The 16,982-nt window shown below is 49.4% G+C and carries 13 protein-coding genes; 4 read left to right on the top strand and 9 right to left on the bottom strand.

From position 1 onward, the window contains the following. Positions 1–24: 24 nt before the first annotated feature. From C0068_RS02655 to C0068_RS02640, 4 genes are all read right to left on the bottom strand, one after another. On the bottom strand, positions 25–1,593 hold the full coding sequence (locus C0068_RS02655) for a long-chain-fatty-acid--CoA ligase (protein WP_158249901.1): 1,569 nt from the start codon (positions 1,591–1,593) through the stop codon (positions 25–27). A 40-nt stretch (positions 1,594–1,633) separates the two neighbouring features. Further along, a complete protein-coding gene (locus C0068_RS02650) occupies positions 1,634–2,404 on the bottom strand; it encodes an SDR family NAD(P)-dependent oxidoreductase (RefSeq protein WP_103682945.1) in 771 nt (256 codons plus the stop codon). 37 nt (positions 2,405–2,441) lie between these two features. Further along, the gene (locus C0068_RS02645) at positions 2,442–3,968 is read right to left on the bottom strand and encodes a WS/DGAT/MGAT family O-acyltransferase (RefSeq protein ID WP_103682944.1); all 1,527 of its coding nucleotides are present in this window, start codon (positions 3,966–3,968) and stop codon (positions 2,442–2,444) included. A gap of 492 nt (positions 3,969–4,460) precedes the next feature. Beyond that, entirely contained in the window at positions 4,461–5,438 is a 978-nt protein-coding gene (locus tag C0068_RS02640) for an NAD(P)H-dependent flavin oxidoreductase (RefSeq protein ID WP_103682943.1), read from the bottom strand. A 130-nt stretch (positions 5,439–5,568) separates the two neighbouring features. On the opposite strand from C0068_RS02640, the gene C0068_RS02635 reads away from it, so the two are divergent. Next, positions 5,569–6,552, top strand: a complete 984-nt coding sequence (locus C0068_RS02635; protein ID WP_103682942.1) for a GlxA family transcriptional regulator — start codon at positions 5,569–5,571, stop codon at positions 6,550–6,552. Positions 6,553–6,560: 8 nt separating this feature from the next. On the opposite strand, the gene C0068_RS02630 is transcribed toward C0068_RS02635, so the two are convergent. Continuing rightward, entirely contained in the window at positions 6,561–7,574 is a 1,014-nt protein-coding gene (locus C0068_RS02630; protein ID WP_103682941.1) for an AraC family transcriptional regulator, read from the bottom strand. Between the two features lie 159 nt (positions 7,575–7,733). On the opposite strand from C0068_RS02630, the gene C0068_RS02625 reads away from it, so the two are divergent. The 3 genes from C0068_RS02625 (at position 7,734) to C0068_RS02615 (ending at position 11,049) form a co-directional block, all read left to right on the top strand. Continuing rightward, positions 7,734–8,504 carry an SDR family NAD(P)-dependent oxidoreductase gene (locus tag C0068_RS02625; RefSeq protein ID WP_103682940.1) on the top strand — a complete coding sequence of 257 codons (771 nt, stop codon included), beginning with the start codon at positions 7,734–7,736 and terminating at the stop codon, positions 8,502–8,504. Positions 8,505–8,595: 91 nt separating this feature from the next. Beyond that, positions 8,596–9,828 (top strand): acetyl-CoA C-acetyltransferase, encoded by a 1,233-nt coding sequence (locus C0068_RS02620; RefSeq protein WP_103682939.1) that lies wholly within the window; start codon positions 8,596–8,598, stop codon positions 9,826–9,828. Positions 9,829–9,903: 75 nt separating this feature from the next. Then, positions 9,904–11,049: an acyl-CoA dehydrogenase family protein gene (locus C0068_RS02615; protein WP_103682938.1), complete on the top strand. Its 1,146-nt coding sequence runs from the start codon at positions 9,904–9,906 to the stop codon at positions 11,047–11,049. Between the two features lie 107 nt (positions 11,050–11,156). On the opposite strand, the gene C0068_RS02610 is transcribed toward C0068_RS02615, so the two are convergent. From C0068_RS02610 to C0068_RS02595, 4 genes are all read right to left on the bottom strand, one after another. After that, positions 11,157–12,017, bottom strand: a complete 861-nt coding sequence (locus tag C0068_RS02610) for a putative RNA methyltransferase (protein WP_103682937.1) — start codon at positions 12,015–12,017, stop codon at positions 11,157–11,159. A gap of 68 nt (positions 12,018–12,085) precedes the next feature. After that, positions 12,086–13,555 carry an AAA family ATPase gene (locus C0068_RS02605; RefSeq protein WP_103682936.1) on the bottom strand — a complete coding sequence of 490 codons (1,470 nt, stop codon included), beginning with the start codon at positions 13,553–13,555 and terminating at the stop codon, positions 12,086–12,088. 61 nt (positions 13,556–13,616) lie between these two features. Continuing rightward, complete coding sequence (locus C0068_RS02600; RefSeq protein WP_103682935.1) at positions 13,617–15,038, bottom strand: WS/DGAT/MGAT family O-acyltransferase; 1,422 nt, start codon at positions 15,036–15,038, stop codon at positions 13,617–13,619. A gap of 90 nt (positions 15,039–15,128) precedes the next feature. Next, positions 15,129–16,925 carry an ABCB family ABC transporter ATP-binding protein/permease gene (locus tag C0068_RS02595; RefSeq protein WP_103682934.1) on the bottom strand — a complete coding sequence of 599 codons (1,797 nt, stop codon included), beginning with the start codon at positions 16,923–16,925 and terminating at the stop codon, positions 15,129–15,131. Positions 16,926–16,982: the final 57 nt, after the last annotated feature.

The raw sequence follows: 16,982 nt of genomic DNA, 5'->3' as shown, positions 1-16,982 counted from the left end.
TTGGGAATGGTGTGATGATTGAGTTTAAATTTTGCGCTCTAGTGATTCCCAAAATGGCTTTCTTAGCTCGCGCTTTAGTATTTTTCCAGAGGCGTTGCGGGGCAGCTCCTCGGTGAAGATAATTTTCTTCGGGCATTTATAGCTGGCGATCTGCGCTTTGGCGTAGTCTATTAATTCGCTTTCAGTCGGGGTGCAGCCAGCATTAACGACGACTACGGCGGCCACTAATTCACCCCATTTTTCGTCGGGAATACCAATTACCGCTACGTCGCTAATATCGGCGTGATGGTATAGCGCGTTTTCAACTTCAATTGGGTATATGTTTTCGCCGCCACTAATAATCATGTCTTTGACACGATCGAAGATATAAAGATAGCCGTCTTCATCCTGATAGCCCGCGTCGCCGGTATGAATATAACCGTCAACCAGTGTTTTAGCAGTAGCGTCCGCATTTTTCCAATAGCTATGCATTGCCGCAGGGCTGCTGAGTAATATTTCGCCGACCTCTCCTTGTTTGACTAATTGGCCAGCGCCGTCGATGATTTTAATGCGGGTTGAGGGTATGGGAATTCCCGCGGCGCGTAAGCGCGGGCTACCTTCGATATGATCTTGTGGTGGTAAATGTACAACGGCGCCGCAGACTTCGGTCATGCCATATAGCTGGGTGAAGTCGCATTTGAGTATTTTTAGTGCCTCAAGGAGTAAGGCCTCTGGCATGGGTGCTGCACCATAAATAACAAGTTTTAATGACGACCAATCGGTAGTGGCGGCAGCAGGTAGCAGTAATACTGTGCGTATCGCGGCGGGAACTAGGAAGGTCCTTGTCACTTTGTACTCTGGCACTAGGCGGAGAAATTCCATAGGTGAGAATTCGGGCACAATCACCGCGCTGCAACCAGCCCGCAGCGACATAAAGCAGAGCCCGATACCGCCGACATGAAAGAAGGGCATTGCCAATAAGCACACTTCGTCTTGGTTTATGTCGTTCCAGGCCATTAGTGGGTCGGCGTCATAAATCCACGGATCAAAAAAAGTTTTATGGGCTAGTACTACCCCCTTGGGGTGACCGGTGGTGCCGCTGGTATATAGTTGCAATGCGGCATCGTCAGGAGAAACAGCAATGCTGGGTAGCTTGTCGTCGTCGCTCGTCCAGTCAGCTATTGCCGGCCATTGTTGATATGCATTATTGAGACTGACGATGTGCTTTAGCTTTGGTGCGGCGGCGCTAACGATCTCCGCCGTATCAAAAAACTCAGCGCCAACAAATAGTAATTCCATGTCGCTGTCCTTAGCAATGTAGCTAAGTTCGGCGGGCGCGAGTCGCCAGTTTAGTCCCACAGTAACAGCACCGACCTTGGCGCATGCGAACAGCAGTTGTAGGTAGGTGTCAGAGTTTTTTGCCAGTATGCCGACCCGTGTGCCTTTGCGAATATTGGCATCACGCAAGGCGTTGGCGAATCGGTTACTGATTTTGTCGAGTTCCCCGTAGCTGGTTTTCCGGCCGTTAAATATTGTGGCATTGCTGTCTGGCTGAGCACCGGCGTGCTTAGCGATAAGTTCATTAAAACTGCGTACTGCGCTAGCGTTTGTCATGTCAGTGCTCATTGTGATCAGGGTGATGGATTTAATGCTATTAGATAGGGGACTCAATTAAGCCGCCATCGACGGTCAGCGTTGTGCCATTCATATACGCACCTGCGGAATTGCTGGCTAATAACAGCAAGGGTACGCTTAGGTCTTCCATTTTTCCAAGGCGCTTGGAGGGGAAACCCTGAATATAGCGTTGGCCGCTTTCCGATGAAAAATAGCTGTCATTAATTTCGGTCACAAACCAGCCGGGGCAGAGGGCGTTGACGCGAATATTTTTACGGCACAACTCCATCGCCATAGACTTGGTAAGCTGAACAACACCAACCTTAGAGACATTGTAGGCAACCTTCATCACGCCGGTGTGCAGTCCGTAGATAGAGCCAATGTTGATAATACTGCCGGCGGTATTGTTGCTGTTCATTTGCAAAGCGGCCGCCCGCGCAACTCGCCATGCGCCGGTTAGATTGGTCTCCATGACCCAGTTCCAATCTTCTTCTGTGGTATCTAAAAATTTCTTGGGGTCATCGGCGACACCGGCGTTATTCACGAGTATATCCACACCGCCGTGTTCGCTTTGAATAGTGGCGAAAGCATTCGCGACACTTTCAGCATTTGAAACATCCATAGGGATGGCGAAAGCCTTGCCGCCAGCTTCGCGTATTGCGTCGACGGCGGTGGCCAATTTGTCGGTGCGGCGCGCAGCGAGAATAACCGTCGCGCCCTCATTTGCTAATACATTGGCAAAGTGCACGCCTAATCCGCTTGAGGCGCCGGTGATCAGGCTAACTTTTCCGTTTAAATTAAAGTAATTCACAGTGCTTATAATCCTTGTGTCTAAAATATGGCCAAAATTATTTTGGGCTATCTGCCGCTGCGCTTATTTTGCTCGCAGCTTTTTTAGCCGGCGGCTTTCTCTTTGGCGCAACTTTTGATGTCGAGTTTGTTTTGTCAGCGGCTGGCTGACGCAAGGCCTCCGCTGCGTTCAGCAAATCGCGGTAGGCGTTATTGATGCACTGGTGGTAGAAGTCGGGGTCTGGGATCATTTCGCGACAACAGATAAATGTTAGAAAAACGCCGCCAAAATAGCTGTTTACTGTATGAAACAAACCTGCACCGTCTAGCGGTGCGCCCGCGCCTAGCCAAGTCATCGCTTTTGCGCCACACATATACATTGGAAATTGGGGCCCCGGCACGTTGGTAACGATGGTGTGGAAGACTGGTGTTTTACTTGTCAGACCAGTGTTCGCCGCTACCCGCATACCCAGTGATGCGAGCCCAGATGGGATGGAATTTACAATGGTTGATAGCAATTCAACGCCGACTGCGTTGGCATAGGCTTTAGTGGTGGTAGCGTCGCTGTGTATTAACTTGAGTCGTTCTATGGGGTCTTCTATATCGGTCCTAAGGTGCAAGCGCATGCCTGCAACTTCGTTACCGCCATCGGCATTGCTGTTTTCCTTGGTTCGGGTGCTAATTGGGACGCCAGCAACGAGTGAGTTTTCGGGTAGCTCATTTTTTTCTAGCAGGTAATTGCGCATCGCGCCGCCAACAATGCTCAATAATACGTCGTTTAATGTGCAGTCTCCGACGGTATTTTTAATCTGCTTTAGATCCTGTAGCTCCATGCGCAGACCGCCAAAAACGCGGTGTGGTGTTACCGTATTATTGAAGCGTATGCGATCCTTAACGCCGTGATTTTCAAAGGCTTTCCCAGCATAGCCTTTGTTTTCTTCGCGGCGTGAGTTGATTATTTGCTTAACTAAGCGGGTCACTTTTTTGGGCGATTTGAACATACTCAAATAAGCGTTTTTGAGTAGCATGTATGAGCTAGGCTCATCCTCTCCTTCCCAATTATCGGGATCAGTGATGATCACCGAGTTCGGTTCAAGGTCGTGAAGTGCCTCTATGATCTGATTACCGGTTGCACCATCAATGGCACTGTGATGAATTTTAAGATACATCGCAAAGCAGCCAGTTGGCATGCCATTTATATTGTCCAGACCTTCAATAATATATGCCTCCCACGGCGGTCTGTTTAAATCCAGTGGCCGGCTGTGTAGACGCGCTAGCAATATACAAAACTGCCGCCAGTCACCCGGTTGAGGAAGTGCGATATGGCGAATGTGGAATTCTAAATCGAAGTTTTTGTCTTCAACCCAATAGGGGCTGTCGAGATTAAATGGAACGCGGACGAGCTTTCTACGAAATACCGGCGACTTGTGAATACGCTCTTTAAATTTAGCGAGAATATCTTTAAATCTAACTAGTCCGTCAGTCGCGGTGCTGGGGTCGTATATCAGTATTGGGCTGATGTGTAGCGGTGTGGATGTGGTTTCGTTATAGACGAATATGGAATCAAATTGGGACAGTTGCTTCATGCACGATTTCCTCGTCTGTTTTATGTGTCTATGAGCGCGGGTGTGCGCTCAGCTAGTGTCATTGAGCTAGCCGATTACTACAGCCGCAGTTGCGGCATCTTCGGGCTTGGTGCGTTCTTTTTTGAGTAAACAGTTTGCGTGAGCTTGCTTATAAAAATCAACACTATGCGCAGGTTTTTCGGGGGCTGCGGCCTTATTAATGTGAATTTAATTGATTCGCAAGATTACCAATAAGTCCTTGTTATGTTGGCTTATATTAATTGCTAATAAAATATTGGGTTTCCTTGGGCGCCTTCAGACTTTGATGTTATTGATTTAGTTATATAGTTGTAAATTTATGGGTGTGAGCGGCGGTGAAAGTTCAATATGGGTGCAATGTATAGACTGTAAACTTAGCGTTTTTTGTGAGGAGGATTACTGAAAAATAATGTTAGAAGAAAATAAAAAAGCGCCGATATTTTAATCGGCGCTGTAATGAGAAAATCTTAATTTTTACTTTAGTGCAGAGGCCGCTTCTTGGTATTCCTGTTTCAGCTTGGCAACTAATTCTGCCGTGCTGGGAATGTTGTTAATTGCGCCAACGCCTTGTCCCGCAGACCAAATTTGTTTCCAGGCGCCACCGGCTTTGTCACCGGATTTATGGTCGGCATCCACTTCTAGCTCTTCGCCAAAATCGACATCTGTTTTTGGCGCTAAGTTGTTGGGATCCAATCCGGCATTAACAATACTCGGCTTAAGAAAGTTAGCGAAGACACCGGAAATATTTGGTGTGTAAACAATATCGCTAGAGCCGGAATCAACAATCATTTGTTTATATTCCGGCTGTACCAGGCTTTCTTGGGTGTTGATAAAGCGTGTGCCCATATAGGCGAGGTCAGCCCCCATCACTTTTGCCGCAGCGATATCGCTACCTTTTGAAATGGCGCCGGCTAGTAATAAAGTCTTGTCGAAAAATTCCCGTATTTCCGCAACCAGTGCAAAGGGATTGGTGCTACCGGCATGGCCGCCGGCTCCAGCACATACGGCGATTAAGCCATCGACGCCAGCATCCGCTGCTTTACGGGCATGGCGAGCGTTAATTACGTCGTGAAAAACTAGGCCGCCGTAGCTATGTACTGCGTCAATAACCGATTTTACTGCGCCCAAAGAGGTGATGATGATTGGCACCTTGTGCTTTACACAGAGAGCGAGATCAGCCTCTAAGCGTGGATTGGTTTTGTGCACAATCAAATTAACGGCAAAGGGGGCGGGTTTGGTAGCGGTGCTTTCTTCGAAGCTCGCCAGCTCGGCATTAATGGTATTCAGCCATTCCTCAAAGCCATCGCTGCTGCGTTGATTTAGGGCTGGGAATGAACCGACCATGCCTGCTTTACAGGTTTCGATAACAAGATCTGGGCCAGACGCCAGAAACATCGGGGCGGCTACAGCGGGTAATTGCAGTCTGTTTTTAAGCAGCTCAGGTAGGGACATATTGAAACACTCTTTTAGGGCCTGTTTGAGTTAGTTACTTTAGTGTCTTAAGCGCGGTGGAGGTAGTGTCTGTATTGACATTAAATATGCTGATATAGACACTAGCGCTTAAGGATAGGTGGAGAGCGGGATGCCAAAAGTATATGTGTTGGCCTATGAGGGCTGTTATGCGGGGAGTTTGGCGAATCCTCAGGATTTGTATTTGGTCGCGAACTCCCATTGGCGTGAGCAGTATCAGGGGCGGGAAGGTGGGTTTACTTGGCAGGTATTGTCGGAAGATGGGCTGCCGGTTAAAACTGCATCTGGTCTGCGGGTTGCGGTTGATGGCGCGCTACTAGAAGCGGAGGCGGGCAGTATTGTTGTGGTGCCGGCAATGAATTACCCCGGCGGACGAATGTTCAGTCAAAAGTTGGCGGCAATGAGCAATATAATTGAGTGGCTTGCTCGCCAATATGCGAATGACTGTATTGTATGTGCACATTGCACCAGCAGCTTTGTATTAGCAGAAACAGGTTTGCTGAATGGTCGCAGCGCGACTACGAGCTGGTGGCTGGCTGAGCAGTTTAGGCAGCGTTATCCGGATATTCGTTTAGACGCGAGTAAATTATTGGTTGACGAATCTCGACTCATTACCGGCGGTGCCAATGGTGCCGAGATGCTTGCGGCCTTGGTATTAGTTGAGCGCTTTATGGGGAAGGCGGTGGCGTCGCTATGTGCAAAAACCCTGTTGGTGGATACCAATTTAACCCAGCAAGCGCCGTATTTAATTTTACCGCGCCAGCATGATCACAGCGATCCGCTGGTGAGGTCGGTACAGGACTGTCTCGAAAAAAATCTCAGTAAGCCATTTTCATTGGACGCGCTCGCCGGCCAGTTCCACGTTAGCTCCCGTACTTTAATGCGCCGTTTTAAAGAGGCGGTGGGCGACACGCCAAACAGCTATTTGCAAAATGTGCGTATTGAGGCGGCTAAGAAATTATTGGAGGGTACGGGGCTGTCAACAGAGCTAATTGTGCAGCGTATTGGCTACACCGATATAAGCTCATTTAACCGGCTGTTTCAGCGCAAAACAGGATTGACCCCGCGCTCATACCGACAAAAATTCAGCCATTAAGAGCGGGTTTATGATTTGCGTTTGTAGTGGATGGGGGTGTTTCCTGTCCATTTTTTAAAGGCTCTAATAAATGCGCTGGCTTCAGAAAATCCTGTTAATGCGGCGGTTTCCTCTACGCTTTTACCCCGCGAACTCAAATAGAAAATGGCGCTGTCGCGGCGGACACGATCTTTTATATCTTGGTATTGAAAACCCTCATCGCGAAGGTAGTTGCGCAGGGTATGGGGGTGAATATTAAAGCCCTTGGCAAAATCACCAAAGGAGGGATTGTCGCTGAGTTGTGACTCCAGTCGCGTGCTGACTTTGTAGTGCCAGCTTTTTTGGGCGTAGATTTGCGTGATCATGGCCTGATTCACATGTATTAAAAACGCGCTAATTGCCTGAGCTGACTTCGCCACCGGTAGCTCCAACATCGACGCGGAGAACCGCAGTTGCGACAGGGGCTGCTGAAAATAAATATCTTTGCAAAAGTACATATCCCAATACACCGCACGGTGCTGCGTTTCTGCAAAGCAAAAATCGACGGCGTGCAGCGGAATTTGGCGGCCGATAAGCCAGTTCGCAGTGCGGTGAATGTAGAACAAAAATGATTCATATAAATAGGGATCAAATTGCCTGCGGCCGTGTGCGTCGTTGCTGTGGCTTAAGGAAACATAGGCATTGCCATTATTATCGGTGCTTAATCTGGTTTCTAAACCCCAGGGAACGAGGCGATAGAAGCGGGTGAGCTTTTTTAAGCCCTCTCCCAAATTAGCTGAGTTGGCCGCTAGTTCTACCATCGTACTCCAGCAGCCTAATTTTTGTGGCATGCTGCCGTAACCCATTAACTCATCATCCATTTCTTGCATGGTGTCGCGCAGCAGGTCGGCATAATTTTCTGCCGGCACGCGGGCGGTGGTCGATTGCAAAATAGCGGGAGAAATATGATTTTTAGCCAGTAATTCCCGCTGCGTATCGGGTCTGTGGCTTAGGTTTTTTAGGCAAGCCTGAATAAAGTAAATGGATATGCTGGGGGATCGCATCGATATGCGCTCGCTTTGGAGGAGTTTGCCATTATAACAAAATGTCTATTTTTGTCTTGCTTTGCGTCATTGTTTTCTTTGTGTATTGAATGGAGTATGAGCCGCTAGAAAATATTGTCACCCCTGCGTGATGCATTCCCAATTTTTGGAGGCTTGATAATGGACATTAAAGGTAAGGTAGCGGTTGTCAGCGGCGGCGCGTCGGGCATGGGTTTAGAAATAGTGAAGCGTTTGGTGAGCCTTGGTGCCAAAGCAGCGATTTTCGACATGAATGCGGCGGCGGGTGAAGCGGCGGTTGCTGAGCTTGGTGATGCGGTGATGTTTGCCGACGTTAACGTTACTAGTGAAGAATCTGTGCAAGCCGGTGTGAACGCCACTATGGCGGCATTTGGTGCTATTCATATCTGTGTTAATTGCGCGGGCATTGCTACCGGCAGTAAAACCCTAGGTAAAGATGGCCCCTTCCCCTTGGATTTATGGCAAAAAACCTTGGCTGTAAATTTAACCGGGACCTTTAATGTACTGCGGCTATGTGCCGAGCAAATGGCCAAGAACACGCCAGACAACGAAGACGGTGTTCGCGGTGCGATTGTAAACACCGCCTCTGTTGCCGCGTTTGAGGGACAAGTTGGTCAGGCCGCATACAGTGCCAGTAAAGGCGGTATTGTGGGCATGACATTGCCGATTGCTCGGGACCTATCAACCGTGGGTATTCGTGTAAACACCATCGCCCCTGGGCTGATAAATACTCCCATGTTTGAGTCGCTGCCTGCGCCTGTTTATCAAGCCCTGAGCAGCACACCCTTATTCCCTAAGCGTCTTGGCCGCGCGCCTGAAATTGCGCATATGGTCACCAGTATTATTGAGAATGATTACATCAACGGCGAGTGTATCCGCATGGATGCCGGTTTGCGGATGCAACCAAAATAAGCACTGGCTTACCGCTGGTAGCGCCTTAAGTACGGCCAGAGCAGGCCTTCGTTAAGACGTGTTTGGTTTATAAACGATTGAGGAATTAACTATGAGTGAAGCATGGATTATAGACGCCTGCCGTACACCCCGTGGCATAGGTAAATTAGGCAAGGGCGCACTGGCAGAGATTCACCCGCAGCAACTGGGTGCCTGCGTGCTAAAAGCGTTGGTTGAGCGCAATAAAATAAATACCGCCGAAGTGGATGATGTCGTGTGGGGCACAAGTTGTCAGCGCGGTCGTCACGCCGGGGATATGGGGCGGATGTCAGCCTTGGATGCGGGTTTCGATATTCGCTCAAGCGGTGTAACACTGGATCGCTTTTGTGGTTCAGGTATTACCAGTGTGAATATAGCAGCGGCGTCGATTATGTCTGGCATGGAAGACCTTGTCATTGCCGGTGGTGCCGAGATGATGTCTAGCTATGGCCACGACAATGGCTTGCCAGAAATAATGGACAGCGGCAATTTGCGCCTGCGCGAACGTCATCCGCAAAGCCATCAAGGTGTGTGTGCAGATACCATTGCAACATTAGAAGGCATTGATCGTGAAGCCTTAGATAAGTTGGCGGTGGTTAGTCAGCAGCGTGCGGCTCATGCTATTGAGAATGGCTATTTCAAGAAAAGTGTTGTGCCGGTTTATCACGAAGACGGCAGTTTGGCCTTGGATAAAGAAGAGTTTCCACGTCCAGGTACGACCTTAGAGACCTTGTCGCAACTCAAGCCCTCTTTCCCTGCGCTGGCCGATAAAGAGTTGGATGAAAATGGTCTAACTTATCGCAAATTAATGCAGCAAAAGTATCCTGATATTGAAATTAACCACGTTCACCATGCGGGTAATTCTTCGGGCGTGGTCGATGGTGCAGCGGCAATTTTATTGGCCTCGCCGGAGTACGCAACCAAGCAAGGCTGGAAGCCGCGGGCAAAAATTGTGGCAATGGCGAATATGGGTGATTGCCCAACCTTAATGCTAAATGCGCCGGTTGCGGCAGCAGAAAAAGTCCTTAAGAAAGCGGGCTTAACGGTAGATGACATCGACTTGTTTGAAGTCAACGAAGCTTTTGCTGTAGTGCTGGAACGCTTTATCCGCAAGCTGAATATTGACCGTGACAAGATTAATGTCAACGGCGGCTCAATGGCCTTGGGTCACCCGATAGGTGCGACGGGTTCAATCCTCATCGGAACAGTTTTAGATGAATTAGAGCGTCGTAATTTAAAGCGCGGCTTAATTACCATGTGTACCGCAGGTGGTATGGCGCCCGCGATTATCATCGAGCGTATATAGCCTCTTTAAAACAGGGGGTGCCGAGCATCTCCTGTTTTTATTTTTCTTCAAATTTCAAATAGCAAGGTTAGGTGCATGAATTTAAATCTCAGTGAAGAGCAGCAGTTTATCCAGCAAACGGCGGCGGATTTTGCGGCTAAAGAGCTGGTGCCAAACGCGGCTAAATTGGATGAAGGAAAAGGTAAGGAAGAGTTTTTAGCGAATCTTAAAAAGCTCGCAGATCTTGGTTTTATGGGCCTGAACATCGGCGCCGACTTAGGTGGCACCGAGGCGGGTTCTATCGCCTTTAGCCTTGCTATTACCGGTTTGGCGCGGGGCTGTGCGTCTACTGCGGTGACGGTGTCGGTGACCAATATGGTGGCCGAGGTTATACAGGCCGTTGCGAGCGAAGATCAAAAGCGTACATACCTGCCTAAGATTTGTTCAGGTGAATATTTGGCGGCCGGCTTTTGTTTAACTGAGTCGGGTGCGGGTTCAGACCCTTCGGGCATGAAAACCTCAGCAGTGCGCGATGGCGATAGCTGGGTCCTGAACGGTTCCAAAGCCTACATCACCAGCGCCGAATACGCCGGAGTGTTTGTGGTGTGGGCGGTGACAGATAAAGACGCGCCGCGTGGCAAGGGCATTTCCTGTTTCTTGGTTGAACGTGACACAGCCGGTTTGACCGTTGGCCCCGCCGAAGAAAAAATGGGTCAGAAAGGTTCAGCCACAAATCCAGTGTATTTTGATGATTGCCGCGTCCCTGCGTCTGCCTTAATGGGCACCTTAAACCGTGGCTATCAAGTTGCGCTGGGTGAGCTCGCCGGCGGTCGTATTGGCATTGGTTCACTGGCGCTGGGTTTGGGTGAAGCGGCTTTAGATTACGCCCGCGATTACGCCAAAGAGCGCCAGCAATTTGGCCAGGCGATTTCGAATTTCCAAGGTTTGCAGTGGATGCTCGCCGACGCTTACACAGAAATGGAAGCGGCGCGTTTGCTCCTGATGCAGGCGGCGTTTACCAAAGAGAGTGGCGGCGATTTTGGTAAGCAGGCGTCCATGGCGAAATTGTTCGCTACTGAGGCAGCAAATCGCGCTTGTTACACTGGCTTGCAGATATTAGGTGGCAACGGCTATAACCGCGAATACCCGCTGGAGCGTTTGGCGCGAGATGTGCGTATCACCAGTATTTACGAAGGCACCAGTGAAATTCAGCGTATGATCATTGCGCGTAATGTACTTTAATTTTATTGGGTGATCAGCGATAGTTTGCTAGTTGCGGATCACCTTTTTTGTTTATTTAAATTTTTCCTTTCAGATATTTCTCTTCGTACTAAATCCGTAATTCGATATCAAGCCTGATAACCATGACTAATAACGCGAATTAGAACGTCGCCGCTGACAGGCATGTTTTGCAACTTCGCGGCGCGTTCGCGACCTTCGCGACTAGCGCGGTAGAGATGTGGCGTCATCACCAGCAATTGCTCAAACTGTTCGGCGCTGAGTGGGGGTGTCGTAAATTGCACATTGATGCTATCGCTTAACTGCCAGTCATCGATGAGGGCGGCATTTATATCCGCAGGCGGATTGCGGCGTACTGTCTCGTAAATTTGGCTGCGTAATTCTATTAAATGTTCGGGGCCTGGGTCGGCCATCACTATGTGACCGCCGGGCTTTAATATCCGCTTAAACTCCTCGAAAACAGGAAATCCAAAAGTGCATAACACAATATCTTGGCTGTGATCTGGTAGGGGTATTTGGCGATTGCTAGCCACTAGACCGTTAAGTTTTGGATTGCGGATTTTGCAACTGCGCACCGCCCATTTAGAAATATCCAACCCAGTTGCCGTTAACTCAACATCATTGAGTAATAGCTGCTCACAGACCGCATTCAGGTAATAGCCCTCGCCGCAGCCCGCATCTAAGATAGATAATTGCTCGTGCTCTTTGCACAGGCCAGCAAGGGTCTTTGCCAGCGCGACGGCGATGGGCTGATAGACGCCGCTGTTTAAAAAATCACGCCGCGCAGCAATCATTTCTTTGCTGTCGCCTGGGTCTAAGGATTTTTTGTTTTGTACCGGTAGCAGATTGACATAACCCTGCTTGGCGACATCAAAGCAGTGCTTGTTTTGGCAGCGCCAGGTATTGCCATCTTGTCGTAGCTCCTTCTGGTCTATGGGGCAGAGCAGTTGAGTGAGCGACAGTAATGGCATGGTGCGTCCGTTGTGGGATTTAAATTTAGTTTGCCAGTATGCCGCAAATTGCAATTTAAGGCTCGGTTCTAGTCACTAGCCACCGCCCGAGTTTGGCACCAGTGGCGCAGGGCATCGATATTTTCGCTCATGGTAATTGCCAGCGGTACGGTATTAGAAATTTCTTGGAGTATATGAGCGCTTGTTAATTGTTCATTGCGGGCATTGGCGGAATAGCGGGCCGCGACGATGGCTTGCTCAATTTCCGCCCCTGTGAATCCTTCACTGGCGGCACTGAGTTCGGCGCAGCGAAAGTCTTGGAGCGCATAGTTACGCTTTTTAAGGTGGATAGCAAAAATATCTTGGCGGACTTTTTCTGAGGGCAAATCTACAAAGAAGATTTCGTCGAGTCGTCCTTTGCGGATCAGCTCTGGTGGCAGGCGCTGGATGTCGTTGGCGGTGGCGACAACAAATACTGCGTGTTTGCGTTCTGCCATCCAGGTTAATAAAGTGGCGAGTATTCGTCGTGAGGTACCGCCGTCGTGGGTGTCGCTGCCGATACCTTTTTCAATTTCATCGATCCACAGTACGCAGGGCGACATGGTTTCTGCCAGCGCTAGGGCTTCGCGTACATTGCGCTCTGACTCGCCAAAAAATTTATTGTAGAGGGCGCCCATATCCATTCTCAACAGTGGCAAGCCCCATAATCCGGCAACGGCTTTGGCGGCCAAACTTTTACCGCCGCCCTGTACGCCAACTAGCATAATGCCCTTGGGTGAGTCCTCGCTGTGTTGGTTAAAAGCGTGTTCACGTTTAGCTAGCCAATCTTTTAATTTTGACAGTCCGCCAACTTGGGCAAAGTTGGCGGTGTCGTATTCAAAACTGAGTACGCCGTCCATATCCAGTAGTTCAAATTTGGCTTTGTTTACAGCGGCGATGTCGGAATGGGTAATAGCGCCGTCTTGAAAGATGGCGCCCCGCGCTAATTTGCGAGCGTCGTCTAAGGGTAGGCCACGTAAATTACTGATGAGTTTGTTTAGCGCGTCTCGGTCGGTTTTAACTTTGCGACCTTTGGTGTTGCTGAATTCTTGGGCCTCTTTGTAAACCGCGGCGCGGAGCTTGTGATCTTCGGGAACAGAAAGGCTAAAGCGGGCGCTGTGGCGCTTGAATTCACTGGGAATATCGATGGCGTGGCTGATTAATATAAGGCACTGCCCCGTTTCTTCAGCATCTAGGGCGATGTCTTTAATCAGTCTGATGATGCGGGGTTCGTCATTTAAAAACGGATGAAAATCACAGAGTGCATAAATGCCAGCGAGTTTGGCGCTGCGTATATGTTTAAGTGCGGCTTCTGGCTCAGTGGTGAGGGCTTGGCTATTTGCTTGGTCGTAGTCGCAGCGGCGCAAACCATCGGTGATTGACCAGGCAAATACCGGCGTGCCAAGTTGAATCCCCAGCTTTGATAGCAGTGTTAATGCACGTTTTTCTTCCCAAGTTTCGATGATAACCACGGGAATACGAGATTCAATAATCAGGCGTAGATCGTGGCTATCATTCATGGGTGGGGCGTTTCCTATTTGATTTTATTTATGTCGCCGTCCCATTTCCTTCTTCTTTGAACTATGAAGCAAGACAGGCCGCTTTAAGCTCATCGAAGGATTCCTGTAAGCAGGCGGAGTAAAATTCTGGGTCGGGCAGCATTTTGCGACAGGCGCTAAAGGATATCGAAATGGTGCCAACCTTATCTAATACCGAACTGTAAACAATATGGAAGAGGCCGACATTTGGCAACAGCGGTCCAAAATTCATACCGTCTACCATTTTAGCACCGCAGAAATACAGTTGTTGTGTTGGCCCAGGCACATTGGTTACGACGGTATTAAATATTACGGCGGCCTCGGTTAGGCCGGTTGCCGAGGCAGCGCGCATGGCAAGGGATAACATGCCGCCGGGTAGCACATTAGTCACATCTACCGCCATACGTGGGCCAAGTGCGTCGGCGTAGGCTTTGCTACTCATCGATGCATTGTGAATCGCGTTTAGTCTTGCCTTGGGTTCTATTATGTCGGAGTGCAGAGATACGGTCATAAAGCCGACCATATTGCCGCCGGCGTTACGCTCTTCATTATTGCGCACGTCAATCGGACAACCGCTGACCAAGGTTTTTTCTGGGAGCGCATTTTTGGCAGATAAGTATTTGCGCAGCGCACCAGAAATGATACAGAGCATGGCGTCGTTAATGGTGGCGCCAGACACGGTATTTTTAATGGCGCGAATATCTTCGAAGGCGAAGGGCACCGCATCGCAAACTCGATGCGAAGAGATCTTGCCTTGGAAGAGGGTTTTTTGCTTATCCTCAAGGGGGGAGAAATCTTGTTCCTTTTTACCGCGCTGGATGCGGCGCCAACTTGGTATTGCGCTACCTATCAAGCTGATGAATTGGCTTGGCTTTTTAAGGTTGTTGACCAGCGCTTTGTTCAGCATATGCCAGTCGTTATATTTTTGGACGATTTTTCTGGGCGCTTGCCCGACGTCGGCGGTGTCGGGGCTGAGGTCATGCAACAGTGGTACAAAGCGTGCGCCGGTGGCGCCGTCCATTGCCGCGTGATGAACCTTGGTCATTACCGCAAAACAGCCTTTAGGAAGGTTGCGAACGCTGTCTAGGCCTTCGATGATGTACATTTCCCACAGTGGTTTGCTCAGGTCTAAGGGGCGGGCATGAATGCGCGATGCTAGGATGCAGAGCTGTCGCCAATCGCCGGGCTTGGGCAGGGCGATGTGGTGCACATGGGCCTCGATATCGGCGTCTTCCACGTCTTCCCAATAAGGTTGATCTAGATTTAATGGCACTTTGCGAAGACGGCGGTTAAAGATGGGGGACAGATGTGAGCGGCTATCGATTAGCTGCAAAATTTGCTTAAAACGCACTAAGCCGTCTGGGGCTGTTGATTGGTCGTAAATACTCATTAAACCGATATGTTGAGGTAGACCCTCAATCTCGGTATGAATGAACATGGCGTCTTGACCTGAAAGCTGCTGCATAAATGTTCCCTATTGTGTATTACTGCCCTAAGGCTATAAGAGTCCTTGGGCGCTGACAATCACAGAAAGGGGTGAGGAGGCCTGCAGGCGCTATGAAGTGGCGCTTAAAGCTCGTTCACGTTGTTGTAAAGACCAAAGGTGGGCGTATTGACCACCTTGTTCTAGTAGTTCGATGTGGGTGCCTTGTTCGACTATTTCGCCCTGATCTAATACGAGAATGTGGTCTGCATCGACAACGGTTGATAACCGGTGTGCGATGACCAGCATGGTGTGTTCGCGGGCGATGTCGCGGATGGCTTCTAAAATAAGACGCTCTGAGGCGCTATCTAATGACGAGGTGGCCTCGTCAAAGATCATGATGGGCGATTGCTTTAACAGCGCACGGGCAATGGCGACGCGCTGTTTTTCGCCGCCTGATAATTTGAGGCCGCGCTCCCCTACTAATGTGTCTACGCCCTTTGGAAGGCGGGCAATAAATTCTTCAAGATGGGCCATGCGAATGGCATCTAATACATCCTCGTCGCTGGCGTCGATTCTGCCATAGCGGATATTTTCAAGAATGGATTGGTTAAAGAGTACGGTGTCTTGGGGCACAATACCGAGTGCGCGTCGCAGCGAGGATTGATTGACGGTTTTAATATCTTGGCCATCGATAAGGATACGACCTTTGCTAGTGTCGTAAAATCTGAATAGCAATTTAAGCAGGGTAGATTTGCCGGCACCGCTGCTGCCGACGATGGCGACCTTTTGGTTGGCGCCGACTTTAAAGCTTATATTGCTGAGGATGGGGCGTTCACTTTGGTAGTGAAAGCTGATGTTTTCTAATTCAATTCGGCCTTCGCTCAGTTTCAAGTCAGCTGCATTTTCAATGTCAGTGATGGTGGCTTTTTGTCTGAGTAGGGCAAACATTGCCTCAATATTAGCCATCGACCCCTTCATTTCGCGATACACAAAGCCGAGAAAATTCAGCGGCACAAAAATTTGCATCATAAAGGCATTGATCAACACAAAGTCACCGAGGGTCATCTCTTTGGCGACGACTTCGCTGGCGGCTAAAATCATTGCCGCCGTCATTGCCGCTGCAATAATTAAGGCCTGGCCTGCATTGAGGGCAAAAAGACTGAGACGGTTCTGGCGGCGGGCAATTTCCCAGCCTTCGAGCTCATTGTCGTAGTGATTGGCTTCGTATTGCTCATTGCCAAAGTACTTTACGGTTTCAAAATTTAAAAGGCTGTCTACTGCGCGGGTGCTGCTGCGGGATTCGGCTTCGTTGGCACGGCGTATATAGCCGGTGCGCCACTCGGTAGCAAACACCGAAAAAGCCACATAGCAAACCACCGCCACAAATACGATCACGGCAAACCACAGGCTGTAGCGCCAGCCTAATAAGGCGATCACCAAACCGATTTCTATAAATGTCGGCACAATATTAAAAACCATAAACCGCAGCAGAAAATTAATGCCGTTGGTGCCGCGCTCTATGTCTCGAGACAGGCCGCCGGTGCGGCGGTTTAGGTGGAATTCTAAATCGAGGGCGTGGAGATGTTTGAAAACGGTTAGCCCGACTTGACGCATTGCGCGCTCGGTTACACGGCCAAAAATCGTGTCGCGCAGCTCGCCAAACAGTACATTGGCAAAGCGCAGTACGCCGTAGGCAATTAGCAGCGCAATAGGCAGTATCAAAATGGCTGGTTGATCATTCTTATCTAATTGGTCGACGATGTTTTTTAGAATAAAAGGCAGTCCAACGCTCGCTACCTTGGCTGCAATCAGGCATATCAAGGCCAGACCGATTCGTGAGCGAAAGGCCATTAAATAGGGAATTAACTCCCTCAAGGTGCTCCAGCTAACATCTTGGTTTTGGGAATAGGATGTACCGTGGCGCATAGTGGGTTTCGCTTGAGTGGTAGTGAAAGTATTTGTTTTTCTACTGACTAATGAGCT

The sequence above is a fragment of the Zhongshania marina genome, assembly GCF_002915595.1.
Classification (GTDB): domain Bacteria; phylum Pseudomonadota; class Gammaproteobacteria; order Pseudomonadales; family Spongiibacteraceae; genus Spongiibacter; species Spongiibacter marinus_B.
This window is presented reverse-complemented; position numbering and strand designations above follow the sequence as displayed.

Coding starts and splice junctions, on each gene's coding strand:
- C0068_RS02605 (WP_103682936.1), bottom strand. CDS start 13,555: ATGAATGATAGCCACGATCTACGCCTGATTATTGAATCTCGTATTCCC.
- C0068_RS02640 (WP_103682943.1), bottom strand. CDS start 5,438: ATGTCCCTACCTGAGCTGCTTAAAAACAGACTGCAATTACCCGCTGTA.
- C0068_RS02625 (WP_103682940.1), top strand. CDS start 7,734: ATGGACATTAAAGGTAAGGTAGCGGTTGTCAGCGGCGGCGCGTCGGGC.
- C0068_RS02610 (WP_103682937.1), bottom strand. CDS start 12,017: ATGCCATTACTGTCGCTCACTCAACTGCTCTGCCCCATAGACCAGAAG.
- C0068_RS02620 (WP_103682939.1), top strand. CDS start 8,596: ATGAGTGAAGCATGGATTATAGACGCCTGCCGTACACCCCGTGGCATA.
- C0068_RS02645 (WP_103682944.1), bottom strand. CDS start 3,968: ATGAAGCAACTGTCCCAATTTGATTCCATATTCGTCTATAACGAAACC.
- C0068_RS02615 (WP_103682938.1), top strand. CDS start 9,904: ATGAATTTAAATCTCAGTGAAGAGCAGCAGTTTATCCAGCAAACGGCG.
- C0068_RS02635 (WP_103682942.1), top strand. CDS start 5,569: ATGCCAAAAGTATATGTGTTGGCCTATGAGGGCTGTTATGCGGGGAGT.
- C0068_RS02595 (WP_103682934.1), bottom strand. CDS start 16,925: ATGCGCCACGGTACATCCTATTCCCAAAACCAAGATGTTAGCTGGAGC.
- C0068_RS02655 (WP_158249901.1), bottom strand. CDS start 1,593: ATGACAAACGCTAGCGCAGTACGCAGTTTTAATGAACTTATCGCTAAG.
- C0068_RS02600 (WP_103682935.1), bottom strand. CDS start 15,038: ATGCAGCAGCTTTCAGGTCAAGACGCCATGTTCATTCATACCGAGATT.
- C0068_RS02630 (WP_103682941.1), bottom strand. CDS start 7,574: ATGCGATCCCCCAGCATATCCATTTACTTTATTCAGGCTTGCCTAAAA.